23 protein-coding genes and 1 tRNA gene are annotated in these 23,686 nt (G+C 38.5%); 5 read left to right on the top strand and 19 right to left on the bottom strand.

Annotated elements, in window-relative coordinates; genetic code table 11:
- Positions 1-6: 6 nt before the first annotated feature.
- From DQ356_RS10120 to DQ356_RS10080, 9 genes are all read right to left on the bottom strand, one after another.
- Positions 7-1,728, bottom strand: a complete 1,722-nt coding sequence (locus DQ356_RS10120) for a BatD family protein (protein ID WP_114304376.1) — start codon at positions 1,726-1,728, stop codon at positions 7-9.
- Positions 1,729-2,436: a tetratricopeptide repeat protein gene (locus DQ356_RS10115; protein WP_114304375.1), complete on the bottom strand. Its 708-nt coding sequence runs from the start codon at positions 2,434-2,436 to the stop codon at positions 1,729-1,731.
- A 98-nt stretch (positions 2,437-2,534) separates the two neighbouring features.
- Positions 2,535-3,542 carry a vWA domain-containing protein gene (locus tag DQ356_RS10110; protein ID WP_114304374.1) on the bottom strand — a complete coding sequence of 336 codons (1,008 nt, stop codon included), beginning with the start codon at positions 3,540-3,542 and terminating at the stop codon, positions 2,535-2,537.
- A 6-nt stretch (positions 3,543-3,548) separates the two neighbouring features.
- Positions 3,549-4,550 (bottom strand): VWA domain-containing protein, encoded by a 1,002-nt coding sequence (locus tag DQ356_RS10105; protein ID WP_114304373.1) that lies wholly within the window; start codon positions 4,548-4,550, stop codon positions 3,549-3,551.
- A gap of 13 nt (positions 4,551-4,563) precedes the next feature.
- Entirely contained in the window at positions 4,564-5,469 is a 906-nt protein-coding gene (locus DQ356_RS10100) for a BatD family protein (protein WP_114304372.1), read from the bottom strand.
- On the bottom strand, positions 5,466-6,329 hold the full coding sequence (locus DQ356_RS10095; protein WP_114304371.1) for a DUF58 domain-containing protein: 864 nt from the start codon (positions 6,327-6,329) through the stop codon (positions 5,466-5,468). The genes DQ356_RS10100 and DQ356_RS10095 overlap by 4 nt, the downstream gene beginning before the upstream one ends.
- 51 nt (positions 6,330-6,380) lie before the next feature.
- Entirely contained in the window at positions 6,381-7,385 is a 1,005-nt protein-coding gene (locus tag DQ356_RS10090; RefSeq protein ID WP_114304370.1) for an AAA family ATPase, read from the bottom strand.
- 385 nt (positions 7,386-7,770) lie between these two features.
- Positions 7,771-7,842 (bottom strand) — tRNA-Arg (locus DQ356_RS10085).
- 76 nt (positions 7,843-7,918) lie between these two features.
- Positions 7,919-8,941 (bottom strand): M28 family metallopeptidase, encoded by a 1,023-nt coding sequence (locus tag DQ356_RS10080; protein ID WP_114304369.1) that lies wholly within the window; start codon positions 8,939-8,941, stop codon positions 7,919-7,921.
- A 158-nt stretch (positions 8,942-9,099) separates the two neighbouring features.
- Here DQ356_RS10080 and DQ356_RS10075 point away from each other — a divergent pair, with 158 nt between their 5' ends.
- Positions 9,100-10,245 carry an aminotransferase class I/II-fold pyridoxal phosphate-dependent enzyme gene (locus DQ356_RS10075; RefSeq protein WP_114304368.1) on the top strand — a complete coding sequence of 382 codons (1,146 nt, stop codon included), beginning with the start codon at positions 9,100-9,102 and terminating at the stop codon, positions 10,243-10,245.
- Positions 10,246-10,298: 53 nt separating this feature from the next.
- Here DQ356_RS10075 and DQ356_RS10070 read toward each other — a convergent pair whose 3' ends face one another.
- The 10 genes from DQ356_RS10070 to pdhA all read right to left on the bottom strand — a co-directional run bounded on the left by DQ356_RS10070 (position 10,299) and on the right by pdhA (position 21,467).
- Complete coding sequence (locus DQ356_RS10070) at positions 10,299-13,040, bottom strand: sodium-translocating pyrophosphatase (protein ID WP_114304472.1); 2,742 nt, start codon at positions 13,038-13,040, stop codon at positions 10,299-10,301.
- A 156-nt stretch (positions 13,041-13,196) separates the two neighbouring features.
- A complete protein-coding gene (locus DQ356_RS10065; RefSeq protein WP_114304367.1) occupies positions 13,197-13,808 on the bottom strand; it encodes an inorganic pyrophosphatase in 612 nt (203 codons plus the stop codon).
- A gap of 19 nt (positions 13,809-13,827) precedes the next feature.
- Positions 13,828-14,355, bottom strand: coding sequence for a DUF7935 family protein (locus tag DQ356_RS10060; protein WP_114304366.1), 528 nt, complete (start codon positions 14,353-14,355; stop codon positions 13,828-13,830).
- Between the two features lie 26 nt (positions 14,356-14,381).
- Positions 14,382-15,104 carry a class I SAM-dependent methyltransferase gene (locus tag DQ356_RS10055; protein ID WP_166413100.1) on the bottom strand — a complete coding sequence of 241 codons (723 nt, stop codon included), beginning with the start codon at positions 15,102-15,104 and terminating at the stop codon, positions 14,382-14,384.
- A gap of 62 nt (positions 15,105-15,166) precedes the next feature.
- Complete coding sequence (locus DQ356_RS10050; RefSeq protein ID WP_114304364.1) at positions 15,167-16,138, bottom strand: polysaccharide deacetylase family protein; 972 nt, start codon at positions 16,136-16,138, stop codon at positions 15,167-15,169.
- Complete coding sequence (locus DQ356_RS10045; RefSeq protein WP_114304363.1) at positions 16,139-17,038, bottom strand: hypothetical protein; 900 nt, start codon at positions 17,036-17,038, stop codon at positions 16,139-16,141.
- On the bottom strand, positions 17,035-17,712 hold the full coding sequence (radC, locus tag DQ356_RS10040; RefSeq protein ID WP_114304362.1) for a RadC family protein: 678 nt from the start codon (positions 17,710-17,712) through the stop codon (positions 17,035-17,037). The genes DQ356_RS10045 and radC overlap by 4 nt, the downstream gene beginning before the upstream one ends.
- A gap of 21 nt (positions 17,713-17,733) precedes the next feature.
- Positions 17,734-18,399, bottom strand: a complete 666-nt coding sequence (locus DQ356_RS10035) for an ABC transporter ATP-binding protein (protein ID WP_114304361.1) — start codon at positions 18,397-18,399, stop codon at positions 17,734-17,736.
- Positions 18,400-18,676: 277 nt separating this feature from the next.
- Positions 18,677-20,329: a pyruvate dehydrogenase complex dihydrolipoamide acetyltransferase gene (locus DQ356_RS10030; protein WP_114304360.1), complete on the bottom strand. Its 1,653-nt coding sequence runs from the start codon at positions 20,327-20,329 to the stop codon at positions 18,677-18,679.
- A gap of 136 nt (positions 20,330-20,465) precedes the next feature.
- The gene (pdhA, locus tag DQ356_RS10025; protein WP_114304359.1) at positions 20,466-21,467 is read right to left on the bottom strand and encodes a pyruvate dehydrogenase (acetyl-transferring) E1 component subunit alpha; all 1,002 of its coding nucleotides are present in this window, start codon (positions 21,465-21,467) and stop codon (positions 20,466-20,468) included.
- A 95-nt stretch (positions 21,468-21,562) separates the two neighbouring features.
- Here pdhA and DQ356_RS10020 point away from each other — a divergent pair, with 95 nt between their 5' ends.
- The 4 genes from DQ356_RS10020 (at position 21,563) to DQ356_RS10005 (ending at position 23,678) form a co-directional block, all read left to right on the top strand.
- Entirely contained in the window at positions 21,563-22,159 is a 597-nt protein-coding gene (locus DQ356_RS10020) for a phosphatase PAP2 family protein (RefSeq protein WP_114304358.1), read from the top strand.
- A gap of 6 nt (positions 22,160-22,165) precedes the next feature.
- The gene (locus DQ356_RS10015; RefSeq protein ID WP_114304357.1) at positions 22,166-22,648 is read left to right on the top strand and encodes a BlaI/MecI/CopY family transcriptional regulator; all 483 of its coding nucleotides are present in this window, start codon (positions 22,166-22,168) and stop codon (positions 22,646-22,648) included.
- Between the two features lie 77 nt (positions 22,649-22,725).
- Complete coding sequence (locus DQ356_RS10010) at positions 22,726-23,121, top strand: acyl-CoA thioesterase (protein WP_114304356.1); 396 nt, start codon at positions 22,726-22,728, stop codon at positions 23,119-23,121.
- The gene (locus tag DQ356_RS10005; protein WP_114304355.1) at positions 23,118-23,678 is read left to right on the top strand and encodes a helix-turn-helix domain-containing protein; all 561 of its coding nucleotides are present in this window, start codon (positions 23,118-23,120) and stop codon (positions 23,676-23,678) included. Before DQ356_RS10010 ends, DQ356_RS10005 begins: the two co-directional genes overlap by 4 nt.
- Positions 23,679-23,686 lie beyond the last annotated feature (8 nt).

Here is a 23,686-nt window from a genome sequence, read left to right as displayed (position 1 = left end):
TTTTGATTATTTACTAATCTTAGAATACAATTTAATTAGGGCTTCCATGAGGGCATCCATTCCTTCCTCATCATGTAACGGAGCAAACTTTTCTATCTGAATCTGCTGCTTCAATTTTCTATATTCATCGGCGGTCTGCGGTCCCTGATGCTTTTCCAGAAAAATTTTGAAATCCTGCTCAGAGTTCTGAAAGTACTGATTTCTGACTTCCTGATCCATTTCTTCCACCGTTTGGAAAAAAAGATCATATTCCTGTTCATGATGTAATTTTTTTAAATAATAAAAATAATCGTTGATGTCTGCTTTCAGATTGGATTTTATTTCCTGCTCTTTCTCCTGCACCGTAGTTACCGGAGGAAGTGGTGAAGTATTTTTATTTTTTTTATTTGTTTTTTGAAAATATCGTAACAGAAAAAACAACACGATTACAGTTAAGAAAATGAGTGTATTAAGCAGTACTGTGCTCCATTTAATGGAATTATGTTCCTTCACTTTGAGCACTTCTGTATTCACCACAGGACTTGCTACTGTTTCCAAAACCGTATTGGAATATTCATTCATGCGCTCCAAAGGAGTTCTGGAAGATAAAATTTCACTGTGTGTAAAAACCTCTAATGAAACCATTTGTTTTCCTGCGTCCACATACCTCTGCTTAGAAGGATCAAAAAATGAAAACGGTTCCGCCTGGATATCTAATTTGCCCGTTTTCTTAGGAATGACCACATAACTGGCGATAATTTCCCCTTTTATTCCAGTTTCATTTACGGTGGTATTTTTCGTAATCTTTGGTGGAAAAAAAGTATAATCGGCAGACTTCGAGATTTCCGGTATTTCAAGATTTTCAAAATTTCCAACGCCAGAAATTTTTACATCTACCAAAATTGGCTTCTCTAATTCTGCTTTTCCTTTAGCGTTATGCGAAAGCTGAACCTTGAATTTTCCAACCGCATTTTTGAAATGATCGGGCGCATCTTCCGGAAGTTCCTTCACCCGAAGATTCACTTTGTTGGAAACAATCGTATTTTTTTTGGAAGAGATATTCGCAGAAACTGGGGAAAGTTGCAGTCTTCCGGCTTCTTTAGGATAAATTAAATAAATAGCCAACACTTGTGAAGCCGCATTATCTAAGGAAGGTTCAATATCCGATTTCGCAAAACTTACCGGAAGTATATTGGCGTTGTCATGCTGTGGAAGACGGATATTTCTTACTTTTCTAAAATTATGAATATTCCTGCTAAAAGCTTTCAAAACGGCAACTGTAGGCTGATTTTCATAGACCTCGGCTTCCTTCAATTCCACATTCAGGAAAACATCATTGGCATCATTATCAGCCATTTTTTTTTCTGATGGTGCTACGAAAATATCGAAAGGTTCGGTGTAATATAATTTTTCGTTCACCACAACAGAAGCGGAACCAATTTTGATACGTCCGGGTTTTTTTGGTCTAAGAACAAACTGATAAAATTTATGGTCAACAAAAACTCCGGTTTTCTGATCGATAAAAGTATTTCGGTTCGAGCCGTTGGTTATCACATCAAATTTTGACAAGTCGAACATCTTTAAAGAAGTTTCCTGCACCAGATCTCTTCCGCTGATTTCCAAGGAAATAGTGACAGTAATATCGTCATTTTCAGTGTAATCTTTTTTGGCTGTTTTCACCTCCAGCATTACCTGAGCTTGTCCGGCAGCGAAAAAAATCAGAAATAATATGTAGAAAAATTTCTTCATTTACCAGTCCTTCTCATTGCTTTCGGGAATGGAATAGGAATCTTTGTTCAGAATACGCCGTGCCGTTTCCCTTTCTTTTTCTGCTATTTTTTTCAGTATAGCATCCTCCATACCTTTGGGAAGTGTACCGTCATTGTTTTTTCCATCGGCACTGCTGTTATCACTTTTTCCCTGCCCTTGCTGTCCTTCATTTTGGTTTTTTCCATCGCCTTGTTGTCCTTGGTCCTGCTCATCGCCGTTTTTACCTTCACTTTCATGCTGGTTCTGCTGATTTTGCTTTTCCTTCAATTTTGCGATTTCATAATTCTTTCGGGTTGCCTCGTTGTGAGGTTCCTGTTTCAGGGATTGTTTGTAATATTCTGCGGCTTTTTCAGGCTGATTCAGTTTCATGTAAGTATTTCCAAGATTGTGTAAAGCAGATGCTTTGTCCGACAACGTTTGAGCTATTTGCCCGGCTTTTTCAAATTCAGCTTTGGCTTCTTCGTATTTTTTGCTTTTATACAATGAGTTTCCTAAATTATAATGTGCTGCAAAATCCTTTTCGTCACTTCTGGCCACTTCCATAAATTTAGATGTAGCAGCTTCAAACTTATTGCTCTTAAAAGCTTGATTTCCTTCATACATCAAAATATTATAACGACTTTGAGCAGAGGAAAATCCACCCAGAAAAAAAAGTACAAAAAAGACAAAAATGCCTGTATTCCTCATTGCTGCAAAATTATTTCTTTAAATGTTAATAAAAAAGACAGGATGGCGTTAAAGTTTGGTTAAAAACAGCTTCAAATCCCTGATAATAAGGGGAAAACTTAAACATTGAGATCTCTTTTCGGATTAAGGAAATAGATGAGGAGAAAAAACAGCAGCGAAACCGCCAGAAAATATTGATAATAATGAATAGAATTATGAGACTGAACCAAGCTTTCGGTTGTACTGTTTTTATTGTTCAGGGCATCGTGGATTTGTTGAATCGCCTGTTCCAGATTATTGCCATCTATATACGTTCCGCCTGTGGATCGAGCAGTTTTTTCCAAAGCAACCGTTTGTCTCTGCGAAAGTATTGTTTGTCCGCTTCTGTCAGTTTTATATCCCATCAGTTGTCCGAAAACATACACCGGAACCGGCGCACCTTCATCCGAACCAACTCCAACAGAAATCACGCTCATTCCTTCATTTTTAGCAAGGCGAATGGCGCGATCTTCATTTCCTTCATTGTCTTCGCCATCACTGATCAGAACAACTTTTCGGGAACCTTTGGCAATGTTTTTAAATTTTCTGGCGGTTTCTTCCATCGCTTTCAGAAAATCTGTTCCCTGAATTTTCATAATATTGGTTTCAATACCGGAAATGTAGGTTTCCGCAGCTGAATAATCTGTTGTTAATGGCATAATGGAAGAAGCTTCGCCGGCAAAAACCACAATCCCTACTCTGTCATTAGTCATTTTCTGCATCGTATTAATGATCAGGTTTTTGGCTAATGTCAATCGGTTAGGTTCCACATCTTCTGCATTCATGGAATTGGAAACATCCAAAACAAAAATGACATTGTTCATCTTTTGGGAAGATTTTATTTCTTCTTTTCCGCCCAATAAATCGATAATTGAAAAGATCAGAAAAACGAGGGCAATAAAATACAGCAAAGGAAAAACTCCATAAAACGGTGATTTATCTTCAAAAAGTTCATCCTGAAATCGGGTTTCTGCAAATGTATTTCTTCTGTTTTTCTTCCACTTCCGGTAATTTACAAGAACTACTGCCAGCAGCGGAACAAGCAGTAGCAGAAAAAGATACCAGTAATTACCTAAGCTCCAGTTCATCTTTTTTTAATTAATAAATTTAAACATCCACCAGCGCAACGCCGCATCCAAAAGCAATATACCGAGTGCTATCCAAAGAAAATATCTGAAATATTCCTGATAATCATACAATCGGGAGGTGGCGATATCCGATTTTTCAAGTAAATTAATTTCATTATACACTTCTTCTAGGCTTTCGTTCGAGGTGGCTCTAAAGTATTTTCCTCCAGTTGTTTCTGCAATATCACGTAACGTTGCTTCATCAATATGAACCTGAGTTTCGGTAAAAACTAAATCTCCAAAAATATCCTGATGAGTCGGCATTAATGCGTATCCGTTCGTTCCAATTCCTATTGAATACACCTTGATATCGTTGGATTTAGCGAGTTCAGCAGCGACTTGTGGATCCATCGCATTCTGTATCGTGTTGACGCCATCGGTCATCAAAATAATAATTTTACTTTTCGCTTTGCTGTCTTTCAAATGAGAAACCGCAACCGAAAGCCCTTCTCCTATTGCTGTGCCCTGTTCCAATTCCAGCGTTCTGATGTCGGAAATTTCATCAATAATAACCTGATGATCAGATGTTATCGGAACTTTTGTAAAAGCTTCCCCTGAATAGATGACCAATCCCAGTCTGTCATTTGATCTTTTCGCAATAAAACGGCGGGCAATATCCTGCAGTGCCGTCAGCCGGTCAGGCTCTAAATCCCGGGCAAGCATACTGAGGGAAACGTCTACAGAAAGCATAATATCAATGCCTTTGGTTTCATCACGATCTTCAGATATGGTAAAAGTCCGCGGTCTGGCCATAGCAATAATAAGTGCTGAAAGAATGAAATATTTTGACAACATCAGAAGCGTCATCACAATGCGGATGTTGGTGTTTTCTTGCATTCCACTAACTGAAGGAACAGTGACCGCTTTGGTTTCCTTTTTTTTAAAATCCTTGTACAACAACGGAATAAAAAGCAAAAAAAGCAATAGAAACCAAGGGTTGTGCAGCTCAAAGTTTAAAAATTCAAACATTAATTTTCATCTTTTATACACCGGTTCGTAATTGTTCCAACTCCAGATCTTTGGTAGACCTCTTTACAAAATTCCGAATGGCATTGAAATCCTCTTCCATCATACTGCTTGTGGGGAAAATCTTAGCAAATTTCACCATATCTCCCCGTAGAAATGCCTCTTCAATTACTTTTTCGTTTTCCTTAGAAATCCGGTTTGTATTTCGTAATACTTCAATGAGATCGTCCGTCAGCAAAACATCTGCAGGAATACGGTATTGTGTGGTAATAAAATTCCGTGAAATATCCATTAATTCAACATAGAACGAGCGATAATCCTCATTTTCTATGTATTTTTTCTTTCTTAACAAGTCGAGTTCTTTAAGTGTTTTATTGGTGTTTACAACAGGTGAAGTTTTTACTTTTCTACCATATTTTCTGAACATAATAATAAGAAAAATAATTGCGATCACGGCCAATGCTGCCAGAATATACCATTTGTACATTTCCCAATAATCCAGAATTTGCAGCGGAATCTCTTTATTTTCTCTGATGTCGTTAATTTCATCCTCTTTTGTAGCGGTATTCACGACTTCTACTTCATAAGGAATCGTTTTTTGTATTTCGCCTCCGATGTTGAATTCCAGAACAGGAATAGAGAATGTTCCTTCTTCAAAAATGGCAAACTCAATCACGCGGGTATACTTTCCGTTGGCAATGTTGGTGCTGTCTTTTATTTCTTCGAAATGAAAAGGTAGCAGCTCATTCACCGGTGCTGCATGCACCGTTTTATCCTGAAGTCCGGAAATAACAACCGTATAAGTTCCTATTTCGCCGAGCGCAAGCGTGGTTTTATCCAGATTGGAACCTAAAGTCTGCGAAAAAACAGCAAGGCTGATAAACAAAAAAACGACTGATGATATTTTTTTGAAACTTCTCATTTTTTCCGAAAATACTGATATAAATATTTGGAATAATCTTCGCCGGTAGAGATATTCATCAACGCTGCTGAAGCTGCTTCGAAATCTTCAGTCACTTGTCTTACTTTTTGTTTTTTAGCTTCCGCGAAATCGTAACGCCATCTTTTGTTTGAAGTATTTGCCCAGACCTGTTGTCCCGATTCTGCATCCTGAAATAGTGCATATCCAACATCCGGAATTTCATTGTCTTTTTCATCAGAAACTCGCATTCCTAAAATTTGATGTTTGCGGGCAGCTACTTTCAATGTCCGGAGATCATAATTATCTTCAAAATCAGAAAACAAAAAAACCAGCGATTTCTTTTTGAAAATACCCATCATATATTCCAAAGCGAGATCCGTTTTTGCCGGTGCAGCAATATAATCTGCGGTGAGAATATTGCTGATAATTGCCAGAATGTGCTTTCTTCCTTTCTGTGGAGGAACAACTTTATACACTTTATCCGCAAACAGAATCAGTCCTACTTTATCATTGTTTCCCGCAGCAGAAAACCCAAGACTTGCAGCAATTTCTGCCACAAATTCTCTTTTCAGTTGCGTTTTGGTTCCGTAGTCCATTGAAGCTGAAATATCCACAAGAAGCATCATGGTCAGTTCCCGTTCTTCTTCCATAATCTTTACGAAAGGCTCACGAAAACGCGCTGTTTTATTCCAGTCGATTCGGCGGATTTCGTCACCTGACTGGTACGGGCGAACTTCGGAAAAAGTCATTCCCTGTCCTTTGAAAGCACTGTGGTACTGTCCCATGAGAATAGCTTCCGACCTTCTTCTGCTTCGGATTTCTATCTGCTTTACTTTTTTAACGATGTCTTTTATTTCCATAATTCAAAGTCATCCCTGGAAAATTCTTTCAAAATAATAATGGTTGATTTGTTATGGGGCTTGAATTTTTCCCAGAATTTTATCAACAATATTTTCTGGTGTCATTTCTTCTGCTTCGGCTTCAAAGCTTAAACCAATACGGTGGCGAAGTACATCTTTTGCAATTTCCTTCACATCTTCAGGGATAACGAAAGCTCTGTTTCTCAGGAAAGCCAATGCTCTGGAAGCAATAGCCAGATTGATAGAAGCTCGTGGCGAAGCACCGAAAGCGATATAATTTGTCAGTTCGGAGAGTCCGTATTTTCCGGGATAACGGGTTGCGAAAACCATATCCAGAATGTATTTTTCTATTTTTTCGTCTAAGTAAATTTGATTTATCAGAGACTTGGCTTCCGTGATATAATCGAGGCTTATGACCGGCATAATCTGTGGCTGATGCGATGAAGACATCATTCTCATCACTTTTCTTTCGTCTTCAAAATCCGGATAATCAATTCTGCATTTCAGCATGAAGCGGTCACTTTGCGCTTCGGGCAATTGATAAGTTCCCTCTTGATCGATCGGGTTTTGAGTTGCCAAGACCAGAAACGGTGTAGGAAGCGACAATGTTTCATCGCCAATGGTGACCTGTTTCTCCTGCATCGCCTCGAGCAGTGCCGACTGTACCTTGGAAGGTGCTCTGTTGATTTCGTCTGCCAAAACAAAATTGGCAAAAACCGGCCCCTTTTTAATAGAAAAATCGTTGTCTTTTATATTGTAAATCTGAGTTCCGATCACATCTGCAGGAAGAAGATCGGGTGTAAACTGAATTCTGGAAAACTCACCACGAACAGCTTCTGCAAGAGTTTTTATCGCCAAGGTTTTTGCAAGTCCCGGAACTCCTTCCAATAGAACGTGTCCGTTTCCCAGCAACCCGATCAGCAGGCGGTCGACCATATATTCCTGACCGATAATGGCTTTATTAATTTCTTTTTTAAGTATTGAAAAAGATAAATTGAGTTCTTTTACTTTTTCTGTTAAATTCCGGATATCCTCAGCCTGATGTAATTCTGACATAATTAATTTCGTTATGAAGCGTAAATTTGCGATAAATCCACGCAATGACAAAACATAATCGATGCCAATACAGCGTTAAACTTTTGTTAAATGACTTTGACCAAAAACAAGATGTCATTCAATTGTTTTAAAAATCAACTTATCAACAATTTTCTGTGGATAACGTGTGAATTTTAACATTTGGTTCATGTTTTGCACCGTATTTTTCAGTACATTTGAATACTTTCAATAATGAAAAATACATTTACATATATCACTCAAATTAATTTTAAACTTGAATAAAATTTAAGAGAAGCACCGTCGGCTTCTCTTTTTGTTGTTGTCTAACTAAAAAATGAGATGTTTTTATCTACTGAACCCGCTTCTAAAGAGTGGGTTCTTTTTGTAGCTCCACCAGGAATCGAACCTGGATCTAAAGTTTAGGAAACTTCTATTCTATCCGTTGAACTATGGAGCCGGAGTGCAAATGTAATAAATAAATTTTCCTGTTTCGAGAGCAGAAACAGGAAATATTCATTGATCTGTTTTATAAACTACTGGCTGCTTTTCACGTCAACTACAATGCGTTCTTCTCTATTTGCAAGTTCCCAAGCGGTGGCGAAAACAAGCTGCGTTCTTTTCTTCAGCAATTCATAATCGATTTTATCCGGAGTATCCGTCGGGCGATGATAATCTTCGTGAATGCCATTAAAATAAAACGCTGCGGGAACGTTATTTTTAGCAAAGTTATAATGATCTGATCGGTAATACAACATTTCAGGATCATTAGGATCATCATATTTATAATTCAGTTCAAGATTAACTGTTGCGGCATTAGAAACTTCATTAATTTTCTTCAGAGAAGTAGAAAGTTTGTCTGAACCGATAACGTACACATAATTTTTACCTTTATTTTCGGGATCACTTCTTCCAATCATATCGATGTTCAAGTTGGCCACCGTATTTGCTAAAGGAAAAACCGGATTTTCCACATAATATTTAGAGCCAACCAAGCCTATTTCTTCCGCCGTAACATGAAGGAAAAGAACAGATCTTTTGGGCGCTTTTCCCGCTTTTTTCGCCAACTGAAAAGCTTCTGCAATTTCCATTAAAGCCACAGTGCCACTTCCGTCATCATCTGCACCATTGAAAATTTCTCCGGCTTTATTTTTTCCGACATGATCATAATGTGCGGAAAGAACAATGATTTCATGGGGTTTTTCTGTTCCTTCGATGAAAGCGAGAATGTTTTCACTTTCAGGATATGTTTTCCCACGTCGTGCTCCAAGATATTCTTGAGGTACGGTCTGAAAAAAACTTTCCATCGCTTTGGGATGCGAAACGCCCATTTTTTGGTATTCGGAAACCATGTATTTTCCGGCTCTTTTTTGTCCTTCCGAACCGGTTTCTCTGCCTTCCATTTCATCTGAAGCAATGATGTAAAGATGTTTCTTCAGATCCGTAGAACTAATGCTTTCTATAGATTTTTTAAAAAGAGCGCCTTCATGAGTTAAGTTTATTGTGGTACATGAAGATAGTGCAAACGCTGCCAAAGCCGGAAGAAGGAAAGATTTCATGATTTTCAAATTTCTCTAAAGATAAAAATTTATTTTAATTCTGCTTATTTCCATCCCCGATGAAATTAAGTTTGACATATATTTCATTATTCGAGACTTCTATAAATAATAATGTTTATTTTTAACAAAATTATTATATGATATAAAACTATTGGTTCATGATCCTTGAAAATCTTCAAATTGAAAACGGCCTGAATATTTTTTCAGAAATAGCTGAACTGGCTGCGCAATATGATGCGTTAAATCTCGCACAAGGTTCTCCGGATTCTCCTTTAGATCAGCGTTTGAAAAAATTCCTGATTGATGCAGCCAGTCATGATATGAATCCGTATGCCGCGGCATTTATGTTACCAGTTCTAAAAGAAAGTATCATTCAGTTTAATGCACGCAGAAAATTTCCGCTGAAGCTTCACGAAAGCGAAATCATGGTAGTTCCGGGAGCTACTTACGGGATATATGTCGCTTTTGCATCATTCCTCAAACCCGGAGATGAAGTGATCATCCTGGAACCCTGTTATGATACCTATCGCCATGCGGTAGAAATCAGAAATGCAAAACCTGTTTTTATAGATTTAAAACAGAATAATGAACCGGATTGGGAGAAAATAAAATCATCTGTTAGCAAGAAAACCAAGGCTATTATCATCAATTCTCCGCAAAATCCTACCGGGAAAATATGGTCTGCGGCAGATTGGGATTTGTTATGGGAAATTATAGAAAATACGCAAATTGTGGTGATTTCAGATGAAGTATATGATGTTCTTCATTATGGCAGACAGGAGTTTATCAGTGCGTATCATCATCCGGAAATCCGGCATCGCTGTTTTTGTGTTTTTTCATTTGAGAAAATGTTTCATATTTCGGGTTGGAAGGCGGGTTACGTGATCGCTTCGCCGGAAAATATCAGTGCTTTTTCCAGAATTCACCAATGTCTTACTTTCACCGTAAATGCTCATGCACAATATGCTTTATCGAAATATTTGGATGTATTCGATGCTGAAAAACAAAAATTGCTCTTTCTGGAAAAGAGAAATTTATTCAATAATCTAATGCGGGATTTACCTTTTGAATTAGCAGAACCTTGCGAGGGCGGTTATTTTCAGACCGTCAATTTCTTAAATTATAATTCATATTTATCTGATAAGGAGTTTTCTGAGCTGCTCGTCAGAAAAGCACAAGTAGCCGCTGTTCCGTATTCAGCTTTTTATCATGACAAGAAAAATACAGGAAAACTCAGGTTTTGTTTTGCTAAAAAAGATGAAACGCTTTTTCAGGCTGCAGAGAATTTAAAAAGAATGCTCTGAAAAAAATGCGCCACCAAAAGGCAGCGCATGATTCAATAAATATAAAATTTGTTTTATAGAGAAAGGATTCTCACACCTATTCTTCTGTTCATTGCTTTACATTCGTCTGTATCATTGGCTTCACACAGCGGGTTAGCAGAACCGTAACCTTCCACTTCCATTCTGTCGGCTGCTATTCCCAATTCCATCAGCTGAAGTTTCACCGTTTCGGCACGGAGTTTAGAAAGTTTCATGTTGGTACTTTCATTTCCGGTATTATCTGTATAGCCTCCAATTTTAATTCTCATCGTAGGATAAGCGTTAAGAAGTTGGTAAAGTTGTTGAATCGCCGCTTCAGATTCCGGTTTCAAGTCGCTGCTTTCAGAACTAAAAAAGATATTCTCAACAAGAAACCATTTTTCTCCTGTGAGAAGATCAGGATTTCCCGTATTCAGTTCGCGGCTCAGATAAGCGATTTGGCTCATTTCACCGACAGTCATTACTTCACCGTTAGGAAGTTGAATATTGGTTTGGTTTCCTGTAAAATAAACGAAATCTCCATTTTCGTTCATTGCTCCGGAAGGCGATGCTAAATCCAAAGCAGGTACTGTGGTCAGCGTAGTTTGGGTTCCATGAGCTGTATTTCCCATTGCGGCTAACTGTAATGCTTCCAATTTATTGTTTCTGTTTTCCAAAATGCTGTCCGCATGCATTACCGCTAAAGTAGGTGCAATAACAAGAGAAACGATGGACATCAGCTTAATCAAAATATTCATTGACGGGCCTGAGGTATCCTTGAACGGATCTCCCACAGTATCTCCGGTAACAGAAGCTTTGTGAGGCTCAGAACCTTTGTAAAATACTGTTCCGTTAATATCAACACCTTTTTCGAAAGATTTTTTAGCATTATCCCACGCACCTCCGGCATTATTCTGGAACATTCCCATCAGTACCCCTGAAACTGTTGCACCGGCTAAAAATCCTCCCAGAACTTCGGGACCAAAAATAAATCCTACCAGAATTGGCGAAATCAATGCGATAGCTCCCGGAAGCATCATTTTTCTAATCGAAGCTTCAGTAGAAATCGCCACACATTTCTCGTATTCAGGTTCTGCTTTTCCTTCCAGAATTCCGGGAATTTCTCGAAACTGACGGCGAACTTCTTCCACCATCGCCATTGCAGCTTCACCCACAGCTTTAATAGCCAATGAAGAAAAGATAAACGGAATCATTGCGCCAACGAATAAACCGGCCAATACATCAGCTCTGTAAATATCAATTCCGTCAATACCTGCAATTCCTACAAAAGCTGCAAATAATGCCAATGCTGTTAACGCTGCAGAAGCAATAGCAAAACCTTTTCCTGTTGCTGCAGTAGTATTTCCTACGGCATCTAAAATATCCGTTTTTTCCCGAACTTCTTTCGGCAGTTCACTCATTTCTGCAATTCCACCTGCGTTATCTGCAATTGGCCCGAAAGCGTCAATTGCTAACTGCATCGCAGTAGTGGCCATCATTCCGGCTGCAGCAATTGCTACACCGTATAATCCTGCGCAAAGATAAGATCCGTAAATACCACCAGCCAGAACTAAAATCGGTAAAAGTGTAGATTCCATTCCCACAGACAACCCGCCAATAATGTTAGTTGCATGCCCTGTGGAAGACTGGCGTACAATACTGTTCACAGGCCTTTTGCCCATTGCTGTATAATATTCTGTGATGATACTCATTAAAGTTCCGACTACCAAGCCTACGATAATGGCTCCGAAAACTCCCATTTTGGTAAATTCGTGACCTCTTAAAGTCATGGTTTCAGGCAATAAATAATTGACAAGGAAATAAGAGCCAATAGCTGTGAGCACAATACTTCCCCAATTGCCCATGTTTAAAGCGTTCTGTACAGGAGCGGTATTGAGTTCTGCTGCTTCTCCAATCTTCACAAAAAAAGCACCCACAATGGAAAATAAAATTCCGATTCCGGCGATCATCATCGGCAGAAGTATCGGTGCAAATCCTCCGAAGGCATCCTGAGAAAAAGTTTCTCTTCCCAATACCATGGTCGCCAAAACTGTAGCCACATAAGATCCGAATAAGTCGGCTCCCATTCCGGCAACATCACCCACATTGTCTCCAACGTTATCTGCAATTGTAGCTGGATTTCTAGGATCATCTTCCGGAATTCCGGCTTCTACTTTTCCTACAAGATCCGCTCCTACGTCCGCTGCTTTGGTATAAATACCGCCACCTACTCTGGCAAAAAGTGCGATAGATTCAGCACCTAAAGAAAACCCTGTAAGGATCTCAATAGTGCGTTCCATTTCGATGGTATCTACTCCTGCTCCCGGAGCAAAGATTTCTCTAATAATGATAAACAAGGCTCCTAGCCCTAATACAGCAAGTCCGGCAACGCCCATTCCCATCACCGATCCCCCGGTAAAAGAAACTTTGAGTGCTTTCGAAAGGCTGGTTCTGGCTGCTTCCGCAGTCCGTACATTGGATTGGGTGGCGATTTTCATTCCTATATATCCTGCAGCAGCACTGAAAATAGCTCCCACTACAAAGGACAGACCAATCGACCAATGAGATGCTTCATGAGAAGACCCTAGCAGCGCAAGTAATATGGCCACGATAACCACAAAATACATCAGCACTTTGTATTCAGCCTTCAAAAAAGCCATCGCTCCGTCAGCAATATGCCCACTAATGGTGCGCATTTTCTCATTTCCGGCATCCTGTTTTTTCACCCAGTTGCTTTGTATAAAAGTATACAGCAAAGCAATAACCCCAAATACGGGTATCAAATAGAACAAATCCATCATAGTTTAGAATTTTTAATAATGTTAATAAAGATTAAAGATAATAAAATCTGTTTAACATTTACATTCCCATTGAATTTTTTCCTTATGAAATCTTAAATCCATAAAAAAAGACGAGTAAAATTTACCCGCCTTTGATGTTGAAATCTATTTTTTTTATCCGCCGAATTTGTTGGCGTAATCATTTTGTGACGCAGCGATAACCTCTTTAGCGTGTTCTGCTCCGTACACTTCCTGAATTCTGCATTTGGCAGGTTCATCGGGAAGATTTTTATACGTCAGAAAATAATGCATCAGCCTTTTCACTTCCGCTTGTGGAAGTTCAGAAATATCGCGGAAATGCCCGAAAGCATGATCTCCCTTCATCACGGCTACAATTTTATCGTCCGCTTCGCCTTTGTCAATCATTTTAAAACCACCAATCGGAAGGGCTTCCATCAGCATACCACCCGCATGAATGTTGTGGGAACTCAGCACGCAAATATCCAAAGGATCATGATCGCCCATCGAAACGTCTTCTGCGCCGCTCTGAATGGCGAGATTCATGACTTCATCATGACAGTAAGTTCTAGGAATAAATCCGTAAAGTGCAGGAATAATATTGGAAAATTGTTGTGGGCGATCCACTTTCAGGTAACCGCTGGCTTTATCTACTTCATATTTAATAGTATCGCTGGGTACTATTTCCACAAAAACATTCACCACATCGGGAGCTTCTTCCCCTGCGGAAATTCCATGCCATGGATGCGCTTTAAAATTGGGTATCATTTGTTATAATAAAATTTTGTTATGTTACTAAAAGGACTTCTCTTCTCAGCATATCTATGGTATTACCGATAAAATCTTCGCCGTTCATATAATTCATTAGCAAGATGGTTTTGAATTCCTCCAAACCGGCATCGTCACTCAGGCTTTCATAGGTATCGTGCAGCATTTTGAGCATTGCGTTTTTCGACTGTACAATCTGTGTCCAAGAGTTTTTGGTCATATACAGTTGTTGCGAAGCGTTATAATCAAATTCTTCGGTGATGGCTTTTTCTGTCAGGAAAAGAAATTCATGTTTTTCCAATCCTTTATCAAACCGGCTGACCAGATTTGCGGGCTTCAGTCTTTCCATGAACAAGGTCATTCTCTCGTACGCCTGGCTCTTATTTTCAGCATTTCCTTTAACGGAGAGCATTTTAAGCTCCTGATTTTTCATCTTAATATACTCGAACACAAACCTTCGCAATAACACGATAAACGGAATGGCCAAAAGTACCGCGAAAAAGTACGGGAAAAAAGACGAAGTGAAAAAACTACTGATGCCAGACATGCTATATTTTGAGAGTGCGAATTTACTTAAAATAAGTGAAAGCAATGTTGGGAAGTCTTTACCACTTTATAAATAATTTCTCTTTTGCCATCGCCTAATGACATTTTTTGCCGTTCCTGCTCAGTGAAATTAATTCTGTAATCAATTTTTTCAATTCTAATTTCAGATGTGCTGATTCTTTCAGAAAAATCTGCGCCATACAACCGTTCGAGATCTCTTTCTCCATATTTGTGAAGTTTTTGCAAAGGAGTAATCGCATCAGGATCTTCCAGCGTTTCGTGCATAGTGGGATCCAGCAGTGATAAAATAAATAAATTACCATCCGATTTCAACACGCGAAACAACTCATTCAAAGCTTTTCTTTCATTGGGAATATGCCCTAAAACATGTGAACAAATGATATAATCAAAATAATTATCCGGAAATTGAATATCCGTAATATCCATTTTCAATGTGGCAAAGTTCGGGTTGATGTCCACATCTTTATAATTCGGATTTTTGATTAATTTCTTTTTCAAAATATGTTCCGGTGCAAAATGCAAGATGCGAGATGAACCATTGAAGATTTCGGTTTCATTTTTGAGATAAAGATAGAGAAGCCGGGTGCGTTCCAAAGACCCGCAATTAGGGCAAACAGCATTTTCACGATAGTCCAGTCCATTCCCTTTTCTTAAAAATTTCGAAGAACCTTTTCCGCAACACGGACAGAAATAACGGTTGCCGCGAAGGAATAAGGCTTTTAATTTCATCAGTATGATATGAAATTGAAGCCGTATTTTTTCAGAAAAAACTGTCCGGTATATTTTTCTGATCATCTCCTTATTTTATTTTTGTTTAAAACCGATTTCAACATGAAATATAAATATTCTGATCTGATGATTTCCTCTGCCGAAAAATTTTCATGTTCCATTAAAATACGATGATGATGTCGGGGAAATCCGTCTTCTTTAAGTCCTGAAATACCAAAAGATTTTTCAATTCCGCCTTCCTGATACATCCAGTGGAACAGTTCATTTTTAATTTTATAATCGCCGTAAGGAAAGCAGAAAAACAAATCATCCACGCCCCATTGTTTCAAAAAAGAATTGACGGTTTCTATTTCATTTTTTTGTTCTTCAAAAGTCAATGTATTGAAATTCCTATGGCTTTTTCCATGATTTCCAATCGTGAAACCCGCGTTTTTCAGCGTTATAATTTGTTTTGTGGTGAGATAAGGCTGGTGTTGTTTTAAATATTCTGTAAAATCAAGGTGAATCAGTTTGGCAATTTCATCCGCTTTTTCAGAATTAATTCTATTCAGATAAGAATGAATAGCTCCGGTTTCACATTCAAGATAACCCGAAATGCGCTGTCTATTCTGTGAAGATTTTTTTAATTCATGCTGTAAAAGACTGATTTTATGCGAAATAAACATGGATTTATTGTCAACAAAATCTGTATTAATGAAAAATGTGGCATCCAACTTTTTTTCCTGCAGAATGGGAAATACTACAGAATACATTTCCGCCATGCCATCATCAAAAGAAAGGTGAAAGGATTTCTTTTCCTTTCCCACTTCAGCCATCGAAATATTTTCAAAATGGGAAGTGAAAAAATCCAGATCATCAAGAAATCTATTTTTGCTTCGAAAATATTTTAATTCCGAGAAATGAGGCAAAGGATGATCTGACACGGTATGATAAAAAGGTAAAACCTGTAGCTTTTTTGTCCAACGCCAATAGAAGTCCAAAGGAAAAATTCCGGAAAAAGTTTTAATAATATGATTTAATTTTGAAGGCAACATTTACACTTTTATAATTTTCCTGAACAGTTGTAATTTAGAATTTTCTATTCGATGATAAGGATGAGCTTTTGCGCCAAAACTCTCGTAAAAATCGGCGATTCCGGGAACGGTTGATCCTTCAAAATCCAACATTAAATCCTGATTAGCATGATTCTGAAGAAAGTGGTCAATCAAAAAACTGTTGGCACCGCGGTGTTCCGGCTTTTCATTTCTGGTAGAAAAAAGCAGAATCATCCTCTTTTTGTTGTGAGCAAAGAAAACAGATGAAACTGTTTCTACACCATCTAAAAGCTGATAATAAGTAAATTGTTTTCTGGAAATAATTTCGTTCAACAGATTACTGAACCATGGCTGTTCATAATGTGATGTAAAATAAGGATATTTATTTGACAGTTCCTGAATAAGAAGTGGAAGCTGAAGTTCAGAAGAAATTCTCAGTGATCTTCTTTTCATACTATTTATATCGCTTTTTCTACCCTTGCGATAGCGTTTTCGCAACTGCTCGTAGGAATCATTCAAAGGTAAAAGATGGTTTTTTTTCACCTTTGTGTCAGCAAAATTCAAATCTGCATTTTCTTCATTCAGCTGATAAAAATAAACCGGAAGCTGCCCGAATTTCTTAGAAAACTGTTGGAGTTTATTTTTGTCAAAATTCGGGTGATGAAACACGCCTAATTGCTGGCAATAAATAGGCTGATAAATTATTTTCAGTCCAAATTTTCTAAGATAAGGCAGCGGCATTACCGCTTCGTAATCGTTATAAACCAGACAATCCCATTTTGAATCTGTATGTGCATCTAAATACCAATCTTCTGCATACACCCGATAATTCACGGCATTTTGTAAGCAATTTCTGTATTTTTCGCGGTCAATATCTTGGTGTAAAACTTTTTTTATCATAGCAGCCCTTCATCCGCAAAACTGTAATAACTCGTCTGATTCAGGATCAGATGATCGAGCAATTTGATGTTGAGAAAATTCCCTCCTTCGGCAATCTGTTTGGTAATCCTGATATCCTCTTGGCTGGGTTTTAAATTTCCGGAAGGATGATTGTGTGCAACAAAAACAGCAGTAGCAAAATGTTCCAGCGCAGTTTTAAACAAAATACGAACATCCACAATCGAACTGCTGATTCCGCCGGTGGTGAGTTGTGAAAAATGCAGAATACGATTGTTCTGATTCACAAGAACTGCCCAGAATTCCTCTGTTTGCAAGTCCCCGAGATAGGGTTTCAGAAACTCAAAAACATCTTTACTGCAGGTAATCTTTTTTCTTTCAGGAACTTCCTGTGCAGCTCTTCGCCTTCCGATTTCCAAAGCTGATGCAATTGAAATCGCCTTCGCTTCGCCTACTCCGTTGAATTTCATCAGGTCTTTTACAGAAAGTTTGCTGAGCTGATGCCAGTTGTTTTCAACGGTATTTAAAACTCTTCGTGCCAAATCCACCGCACTTTCTTGCCGGTTTCCGCTTCCCATGATGATGGCCAAAAGTTCGGCATCCGAAAGCGCATTTTTTCCTTTCATCAGGAATTTTTCTCTCGGCCGGTCGTCTTCTGCAAGGAATTTTATGGACATGGTTATTTGGTTTTAAGAAATTTAAATGATCATTCCGTCTTTCATCACCAGTTTTCTGTCGGTAATTTCTGCGAGGTTCGGGTTATGGGTCACGATCACGAAAGTCTGGTTGTATTTGTCCCGCAAATCAAAGAAAAGCCGGTGCAAATCGTCCGCATTTTTAGAGTCGAGGTTTCCTGTCGGTTCATCGGCATAAATAATTTTCGGTTCGTTGATGAGTGCGCGCGCTACAGCAGCTCTCTGAGCTTCACCACCAGACATTTCATTGGGTTTGTGATGAATACGGTCTGCAATGTTCAGGTCTTCGAACAGACGATATGCTTTTTCCAAACTTTCTTTTTCATTTTTTCCTGCAATTCTGGTGGGCAACAACACATTTTCGAGTGCCGTAAATTCCGGCAGAAGCTGATGGTACTGAAAAACAAAACCGATGTTCTGGTTTCTGAATCTGGACAACTGCCGATCGTTCATATTTACGAAAGACTGGCCGTCCAGTGCGATTTCAGTGCCGAAATGTTTGGGTTGTGTAGGCATATCCAGGGTTCCTAAAATCTGCAAAAGCGTAGATTTCCCTGCACCAGACTCTCCTACGATAGACACCACTTCGCCTTCTTTGATGTGGAGATCTACCCCTTTCAGCACTTCCAGATCGCCGTATGATTTATGAATTTTTTTTGCTCTGATCATAGCTTCAAAAATAAGGAAATAAACGGAATTAAGATCAAATGAAAATTTAGAGCGTTTCAGTTTTAATTGAGATCATTAATTTTTGCTATATTTTGAATGTGATAATTCGTAAAATAGATACCTATAATATGAGTTAAATTTTAAGAAGCTGAAAGAAGAAATTAATGATATTCGGAATTTGAAGAAAATTCTGTAAAAGAGTAATACAATAATTATCATGAAAAAAAATCCTCTCAAGCTGTGTTTTGAGAGGATTTTTTGATTATTTCTTAATTGGTTACAACAGCAAGGTCAGCGGTTGTTCCAGATACGTTCTTAACGTCTGCAGGAATTCCGCACCAGTAGCACCGTCCACAACTCTATGGTCACAAGCCATGGAAAGTTTCATGGTATTGCCCACCACAATTTGTCCGTCTTTCACGATGGGTTTTTCAACAATCGCTCCGACAGATAAAATGGCAGAATTCGGCTGATTGATAATGGAAGTAAATGTGTCGATTCCGAACATTCCCAAATTGGAAACCGAGAATGTGGAGCCTTCCATTTCATTGGCTTTCAGACCTTTATATTTTGCACGGCCAGCCATATCTTTCACGGCAGCAGAAATTTGCGTATAATTCATTTGATCCGTGTTTTTCAGTACCGGAACTACCAATCCGTCCGGAACGGCAACTGCCACACCTACATTAATATTTCCATGATGAACAATTCGGTCTTCTTTCCACGATGAATTTACCTGCGGATGCTTTCTGAGCGCCATCGCTGTAGCTTTGATAATCATATCGTTGAAAGAAATGCGGGTATCGGGAAGTGAATTAATTTCTTTTCTGGCCTGAATGGCTTTGTCCATATTCACCTCAATAATGAGATAATAATGCGGTGCCGTAAACTTGGATTCAGACAAACGTTTGGCGATAATGGTTCTGATTTGTGAATTTGGTGTCTCGCTGTCTTCTCCCTGTACAAAATTCATAGCGGGTTGCGCTGCTTTAGGCGAAGATGCTGCAGTCTCCGAAAAGGCAGATTTTGTTGAAGGCTGATAATTTTCAATATCTTTTCTTACAATACGCCCGTTTTCTCCCGAACCCTGAATCGAACTAATGTCGATTCCCTTTTCTTTAGCCATTTTTTTAGCCAACGGAGAAATAGCGATTCTATCTCCCGGAAGCGTCGAATCCTGTTGCTGAACAGTTTCTGATTTTTCAGTTTCTTCGGCTTTTTTTTGTGGTTCTTTTTTCGTTTCCTCTTTTTTCTTTCCGCCGGAAAGTACTCCGGAAACATCGGTTCCTTCGGGACCAATGATGGCTAAAACAGAATCTACAGGTGCAGCTTCTCCTTCAGCAACACCCTGATGTAACAAGGTACCGGTGGTTTCTGCCTCGAAATCCTGAACCGCTTTATCAGTTTCTATTTCAGCCAGAATATCGCCTTCTTTCACCGTATCTCCTACATTTTTATGCCATTTTGCTACCTTACCTTCGGTCATCGTATCGGAAAGTCGGGGCATCGTTACTACTTCTACACCTTCGGGAATTTCAGTAGCGGAAGTTTCTTCGTGATCTGTTTCTTTTTCCACAGGTTCAGAGGTTTCTACAGCGGTATTTTCTTTTTCAGTTTTGAAATCTTCAGGAATCTCATTATCCTTCTTGTCGTCGGAATTATCACCTTCTTTAAGCGCAGAAATATCTTCTCCCTGTTCTCCGATAATGGCCAGAACGGAATCTACCGGCGCACCGTTTCCTTCTTCCACACCGATATATAAAAGCGTTCCTTTTATTTCAGATTCAAAATCCTGCACGGCTTTGTCGGTTTCTATTTCCGCCAGAATATCCCCTTCATTCACAGTATCTCCTACTTTTTTGTGCCATTTGGCCACTTTTCCTTCCGTCATAGTATCTGATAGACGGGGCATTGTAATTACTTCAGCCATAATTCTAATTTGAAAAATTGAAAAAAATTGAAATTTGAAAGTTAGATTCCTCTCAAAATCTCAAATGTATATTTTTTTATAGTAAAATAAATTCATCTGAAAAAAGCTTTTCAAATTCATTCATTCTCAATTCGATTTAGTTTTCTAATTTATCTAAGAACGGATAATCTTCCTGTGCGTACACGTAATCGTAGATTTTTTCCGGATCGGGATATGGTGAGTTTTCCATAAATTCTATACATTCCTCCACAAATGAGCGCGATTTGTTATCCATTTCTTCCAGTTCTGTTTCTGTAGCCCAATTGTTGGCCAGAATTCTTTCTTTTACCAGCAGAATCGGATCATCCTGTTTGTGAAGTTCCACCTCATCTTTGGATCTGTACGCTTCTGCATCCGACATGGAATGTCCACGGTAACGGTACGTTCTGGCTTCAATGAAAGTTGGCCCGTCTCCTCTTCTTGCTCTTTCAATTGCTTCATAAGCGGCTTCTGCCACTTTTTCAGGATCCATCGCATCTATAGGAAGACAAGGCATTTCATAACCTAATCCCAATTTATAAATATCTTCATGATTGGCAGTTCTTTTTACTGAAGTTCCCATCGCATACTGGTTATTTTCAACTACAAAAACCACGGGAAGCTTCCAGTTCATGGCCATATTGAAGGTTTCATGAAGCGAACCCTGTCTGGCTGCACCGTCTCCGAAGAAACAGATGTTCACCGCTTTTCTATCAAAATATTGATCTGCAAATGCAATTCCTGCGCCTAAAGGAATTTGTCCGCCTACAATTCCGTGTCCGCCATAGAAACGGTGTTCTTTGCTGAAAATATGCATAGAACCACCCATTCCTCCTGAAGTTCCTGTAGCTTTACCACAAAGTTCGGCCATGATTCTTTTGGGATCAACGCCCATCGCCATCGGATGAATATGACAACGATATGCCGTAATCATACTGTCTTTAGACATATCCATAGCATGAACAAAACCTGCGGGAATGGCTTCCTGACCGTTGTACAAATGCAGAAAACCTCTAATTTTTTGTTTCAGGTAAAGAGAACGGCATTTGTCTTCAAACCTTCTCCACATTGTCATGTCAGCATACCACTGCAGGTAAACTTCTTTTGAAAATTCCTTCATTTCAAATAAAAATTAATACGCAAAAATAGGAAATTCTTTTGTTTTTATGGGCAGTTTTGTTGGAAAGGGTTATTTTTGGGAACTGAATTGTTTTTATGCAGAACACCAGCTATTCTATCAGGCTTTCAAAATTTATTTCCAATTTTTTTAATCCCATCAATTCGCTTTTTCTGTACTTCGTGTATTTCAGCATTGTGAATTATGATTTGGAACAAGCAGTTACAGAGTTTTTGCCAATTTTGTTGATCCTTATTATTCCTGTGATTTCATGGATTGTGTGGAATGTAAGGAAAGGAAACTACAGCAATATGGACGTATCCAACAGGATTCAGCGGAAAAGCCTTTATACTGTTATTATCGTTTTGATTCTGTGTTATCTCGTGTTTAATTTTTTGATTGATAAGCAGATAGATTACACCATGCTTTTCTTATTTCTTTTGATCATGATGATGCATTTCAGTAATTTTCTCATTAAAACCTCAATGCATACTGCACTGAACGTATTTGCCGCCGCACTTTTCTTCACAGAAAATAGGATTCTCGGATGGATGTGGTTGGGCATTGCCATCATAGTCGGAATCACCAGAGTTATTTTAAAAAGACACACTCCGCCCGAAGTATTTGTTGGTTTCCTGCTGGCTCTCATCATGTCTTTTGCCTATCTTTATACCCACAACGTGCTGAATGGATAAAAACTTATGAAAATCAATTCTCTTACCCATGCTGAAGAACAACTGATGATGGTTCTCTGGAATCTGCACACCTTTTATATGAAAGATGTTATGGAGCAACACCCGGATCCTAAACCTCATCAGAATACCGTTTCCACTTATTTGAAAATTCTTCTGGAAAAAGGCTATTTATCTGCCGAAAAAGAAGGCCGGATTAACCGATATACCGTTTCTGTAACAGCTGATGTGTATAAAAAATTTATGATGAAAGAACTGTTTGGGAAATTTTATAAAAATTCCGGAACAGAAATTCTTCAGTTTTTATTGGATGAAAAAATGATAACCCAACAGGATCTGCTGACATTTTTTGATCTGAAAATAGAGCTTAAACCAATAGAAGAAGAAATACCGATCCATCCTATTGCTGACATAATTCTAAACCCAATTTCTGATAAAACGAAAAAGAAGAAAGGCAAGAAAAAGAAGAAAGGCAAGAAACAGAAGGGATAAAAACCGACTTAATCTGCCAATGGGTTGTTTCAGTTAATTTTTTTAATTTTCAGACTACTTTACAAAAAACATTTGATATGAATTATCACACCAGAAAATGGATCAAACCGGAAGATCTGAATCCCAACCATACGCTTTTCGGAGGTCGGCTTTTGCAATGGATCGATGAAGAAGCCGCTTTGTACGCCATTGTTCAACTGGAAACACCAAGGTGCGTTACCAAATTTATTTCCGAAATTAATTTTGTGAGTTCAGCAAAACAGGGCGATATTATCGAAATCGGAATTGAAGCGGTAGAGTTCGGCAACACCTCTATTACATTGTATTGCGAAGTACGAAATATGATGACCAGACAAACCATCATTACCATTGAAAAAATAGTGTTTGTGGGAGTAGACGAAGCCGGAAAACCTACAAGACATGGCAAAACCCAAATTGAATTTATTGAAAACAGGCTGAAAGACAGATCGTGAAAATATTCATTAAAAATATGGTGTGTACCCGCTGTATTATGGCGGTGCAAACAATTCTGGAGCAATCCGAAATTAAATTCAATGAAATACACTTGGGCGAAGTGGAAACAGATAAGGAACTTTCAGAAATTGAACTGAAAAACCTCTCTAAGAAACTGAACGCTGTGGGTTTTGAAATTCTGGAAGATCAGTCCCAGAAACTGATTGAAAATATTAAAATATTGATCGTCAACAAAGTCTCGACACTCGATATTTCTGAAGATTTTCTTTTCTCAGAATATCTCAGCACCCAACTTCACCGCGATTACAGTGCTATATCGAAGTTATTTTCCAGACATCAAAGCATGACGCTGGAACATTATTTTATTCTTCAAAAAATTGAAAAAGTGAAAGAACTGCTTTTCTATCAGGAATATTCGCTGAAGGAAATTGCAGCAATGTTGGGATATAAAAGTGTTCAGCATTTATCATCACAATTCCGAAACATCACAGGATTTACTCCTACTCTTTTCAAGAACATGAAAGTCAAAAGCCGAAAATCTCTGGACGCTTTCTGAAAATTATA

It is taken from the genome of Chryseobacterium lacus (assembly GCF_003336205.1).
Classification (GTDB): domain Bacteria; phylum Bacteroidota; class Bacteroidia; order Flavobacteriales; family Weeksellaceae; genus Chryseobacterium_A; species Chryseobacterium_A lacus.
The sequence above is the reverse complement of the archived record's forward strand: the minus strand, read 5'-3'. Positions and strand labels throughout refer to the sequence as shown.

Coding starts and splice junctions, on each gene's coding strand:
- DQ356_RS10080 (WP_114304369.1), bottom strand. CDS start 8,941: ATGAAATCTTTCCTTCTTCCGGCTTTGGCAGCGTTTGCACTATCTTCA.
- DQ356_RS10020 (WP_114304358.1), top strand. CDS start 21,563: ATGCAGAACACCAGCTATTCTATCAGGCTTTCAAAATTTATTTCCAAT.
- DQ356_RS10060 (WP_114304366.1), bottom strand. CDS start 14,355: ATGTCTGGCATCAGTAGTTTTTTCACTTCGTCTTTTTTCCCGTACTTT.
- DQ356_RS10090 (WP_114304370.1), bottom strand. CDS start 7,385: ATGTCAGAATTACATCAGGCTGAGGATATCCGGAATTTAACAGAAAAA.
- DQ356_RS10045 (WP_114304363.1), bottom strand. CDS start 17,038: ATGATAAAAAAAGTTTTACACCAAGATATTGACCGCGAAAAATACAGA.
- DQ356_RS10010 (WP_114304356.1), top strand. CDS start 22,726: ATGAATTATCACACCAGAAAATGGATCAAACCGGAAGATCTGAATCCC.
- DQ356_RS10095 (WP_114304371.1), bottom strand. CDS start 6,329: ATGGAAATAAAAGACATCGTTAAAAAAGTAAAGCAGATAGAAATCCGA.
- DQ356_RS10030 (WP_114304360.1), bottom strand. CDS start 20,329: ATGGCTGAAGTAATTACAATGCCCCGTCTATCAGATACTATGACGGAA.
- DQ356_RS10075 (WP_114304368.1), top strand. CDS start 9,100: ATGATCCTTGAAAATCTTCAAATTGAAAACGGCCTGAATATTTTTTCA.
- DQ356_RS10065 (WP_114304367.1), bottom strand. CDS start 13,808: ATGATACCCAATTTTAAAGCGCATCCATGGCATGGAATTTCCGCAGGG.
- radC (WP_114304362.1), bottom strand. CDS start 17,712: ATGTCCATAAAATTCCTTGCAGAAGACGACCGGCCGAGAGAAAAATTC.
- DQ356_RS10015 (WP_114304357.1), top strand. CDS start 22,166: ATGAAAATCAATTCTCTTACCCATGCTGAAGAACAACTGATGATGGTT.
- DQ356_RS10055 (WP_166413100.1), bottom strand. CDS start 15,104: ATGAAATTAAAAGCCTTATTCCTTCGCGGCAACCGTTATTTCTGTCCG.
- DQ356_RS10105 (WP_114304373.1), bottom strand. CDS start 4,550: ATGTTTGAATTTTTAAACTTTGAGCTGCACAACCCTTGGTTTCTATTG.
- DQ356_RS10115 (WP_114304375.1), bottom strand. CDS start 2,436: ATGAGGAATACAGGCATTTTTGTCTTTTTTGTACTTTTTTTTCTGGGT.
- DQ356_RS10050 (WP_114304364.1), bottom strand. CDS start 16,138: ATGTTGCCTTCAAAATTAAATCATATTATTAAAACTTTTTCCGGAATT.
- DQ356_RS10110 (WP_114304374.1), bottom strand. CDS start 3,542: ATGAACTGGAGCTTAGGTAATTACTGGTATCTTTTTCTGCTACTGCTT.
- DQ356_RS10035 (WP_114304361.1), bottom strand. CDS start 18,399: ATGATCAGAGCAAAAAAAATTCATAAATCATACGGCGATCTGGAAGTG.
- DQ356_RS10070 (WP_114304472.1), bottom strand. CDS start 13,040: ATGGATTTGTTCTATTTGATACCCGTATTTGGGGTTATTGCTTTGCTG.
- pdhA (WP_114304359.1), bottom strand. CDS start 21,467: ATGAAGGAATTTTCAAAAGAAGTTTACCTGCAGTGGTATGCTGACATG.
- DQ356_RS10120 (WP_114304376.1), bottom strand. CDS start 1,728: ATGAAGAAATTTTTCTACATATTATTTCTGATTTTTTTCGCTGCCGGA.
- DQ356_RS10100 (WP_114304372.1), bottom strand. CDS start 5,469: ATGAGAAGTTTCAAAAAAATATCATCAGTCGTTTTTTTGTTTATCAGC.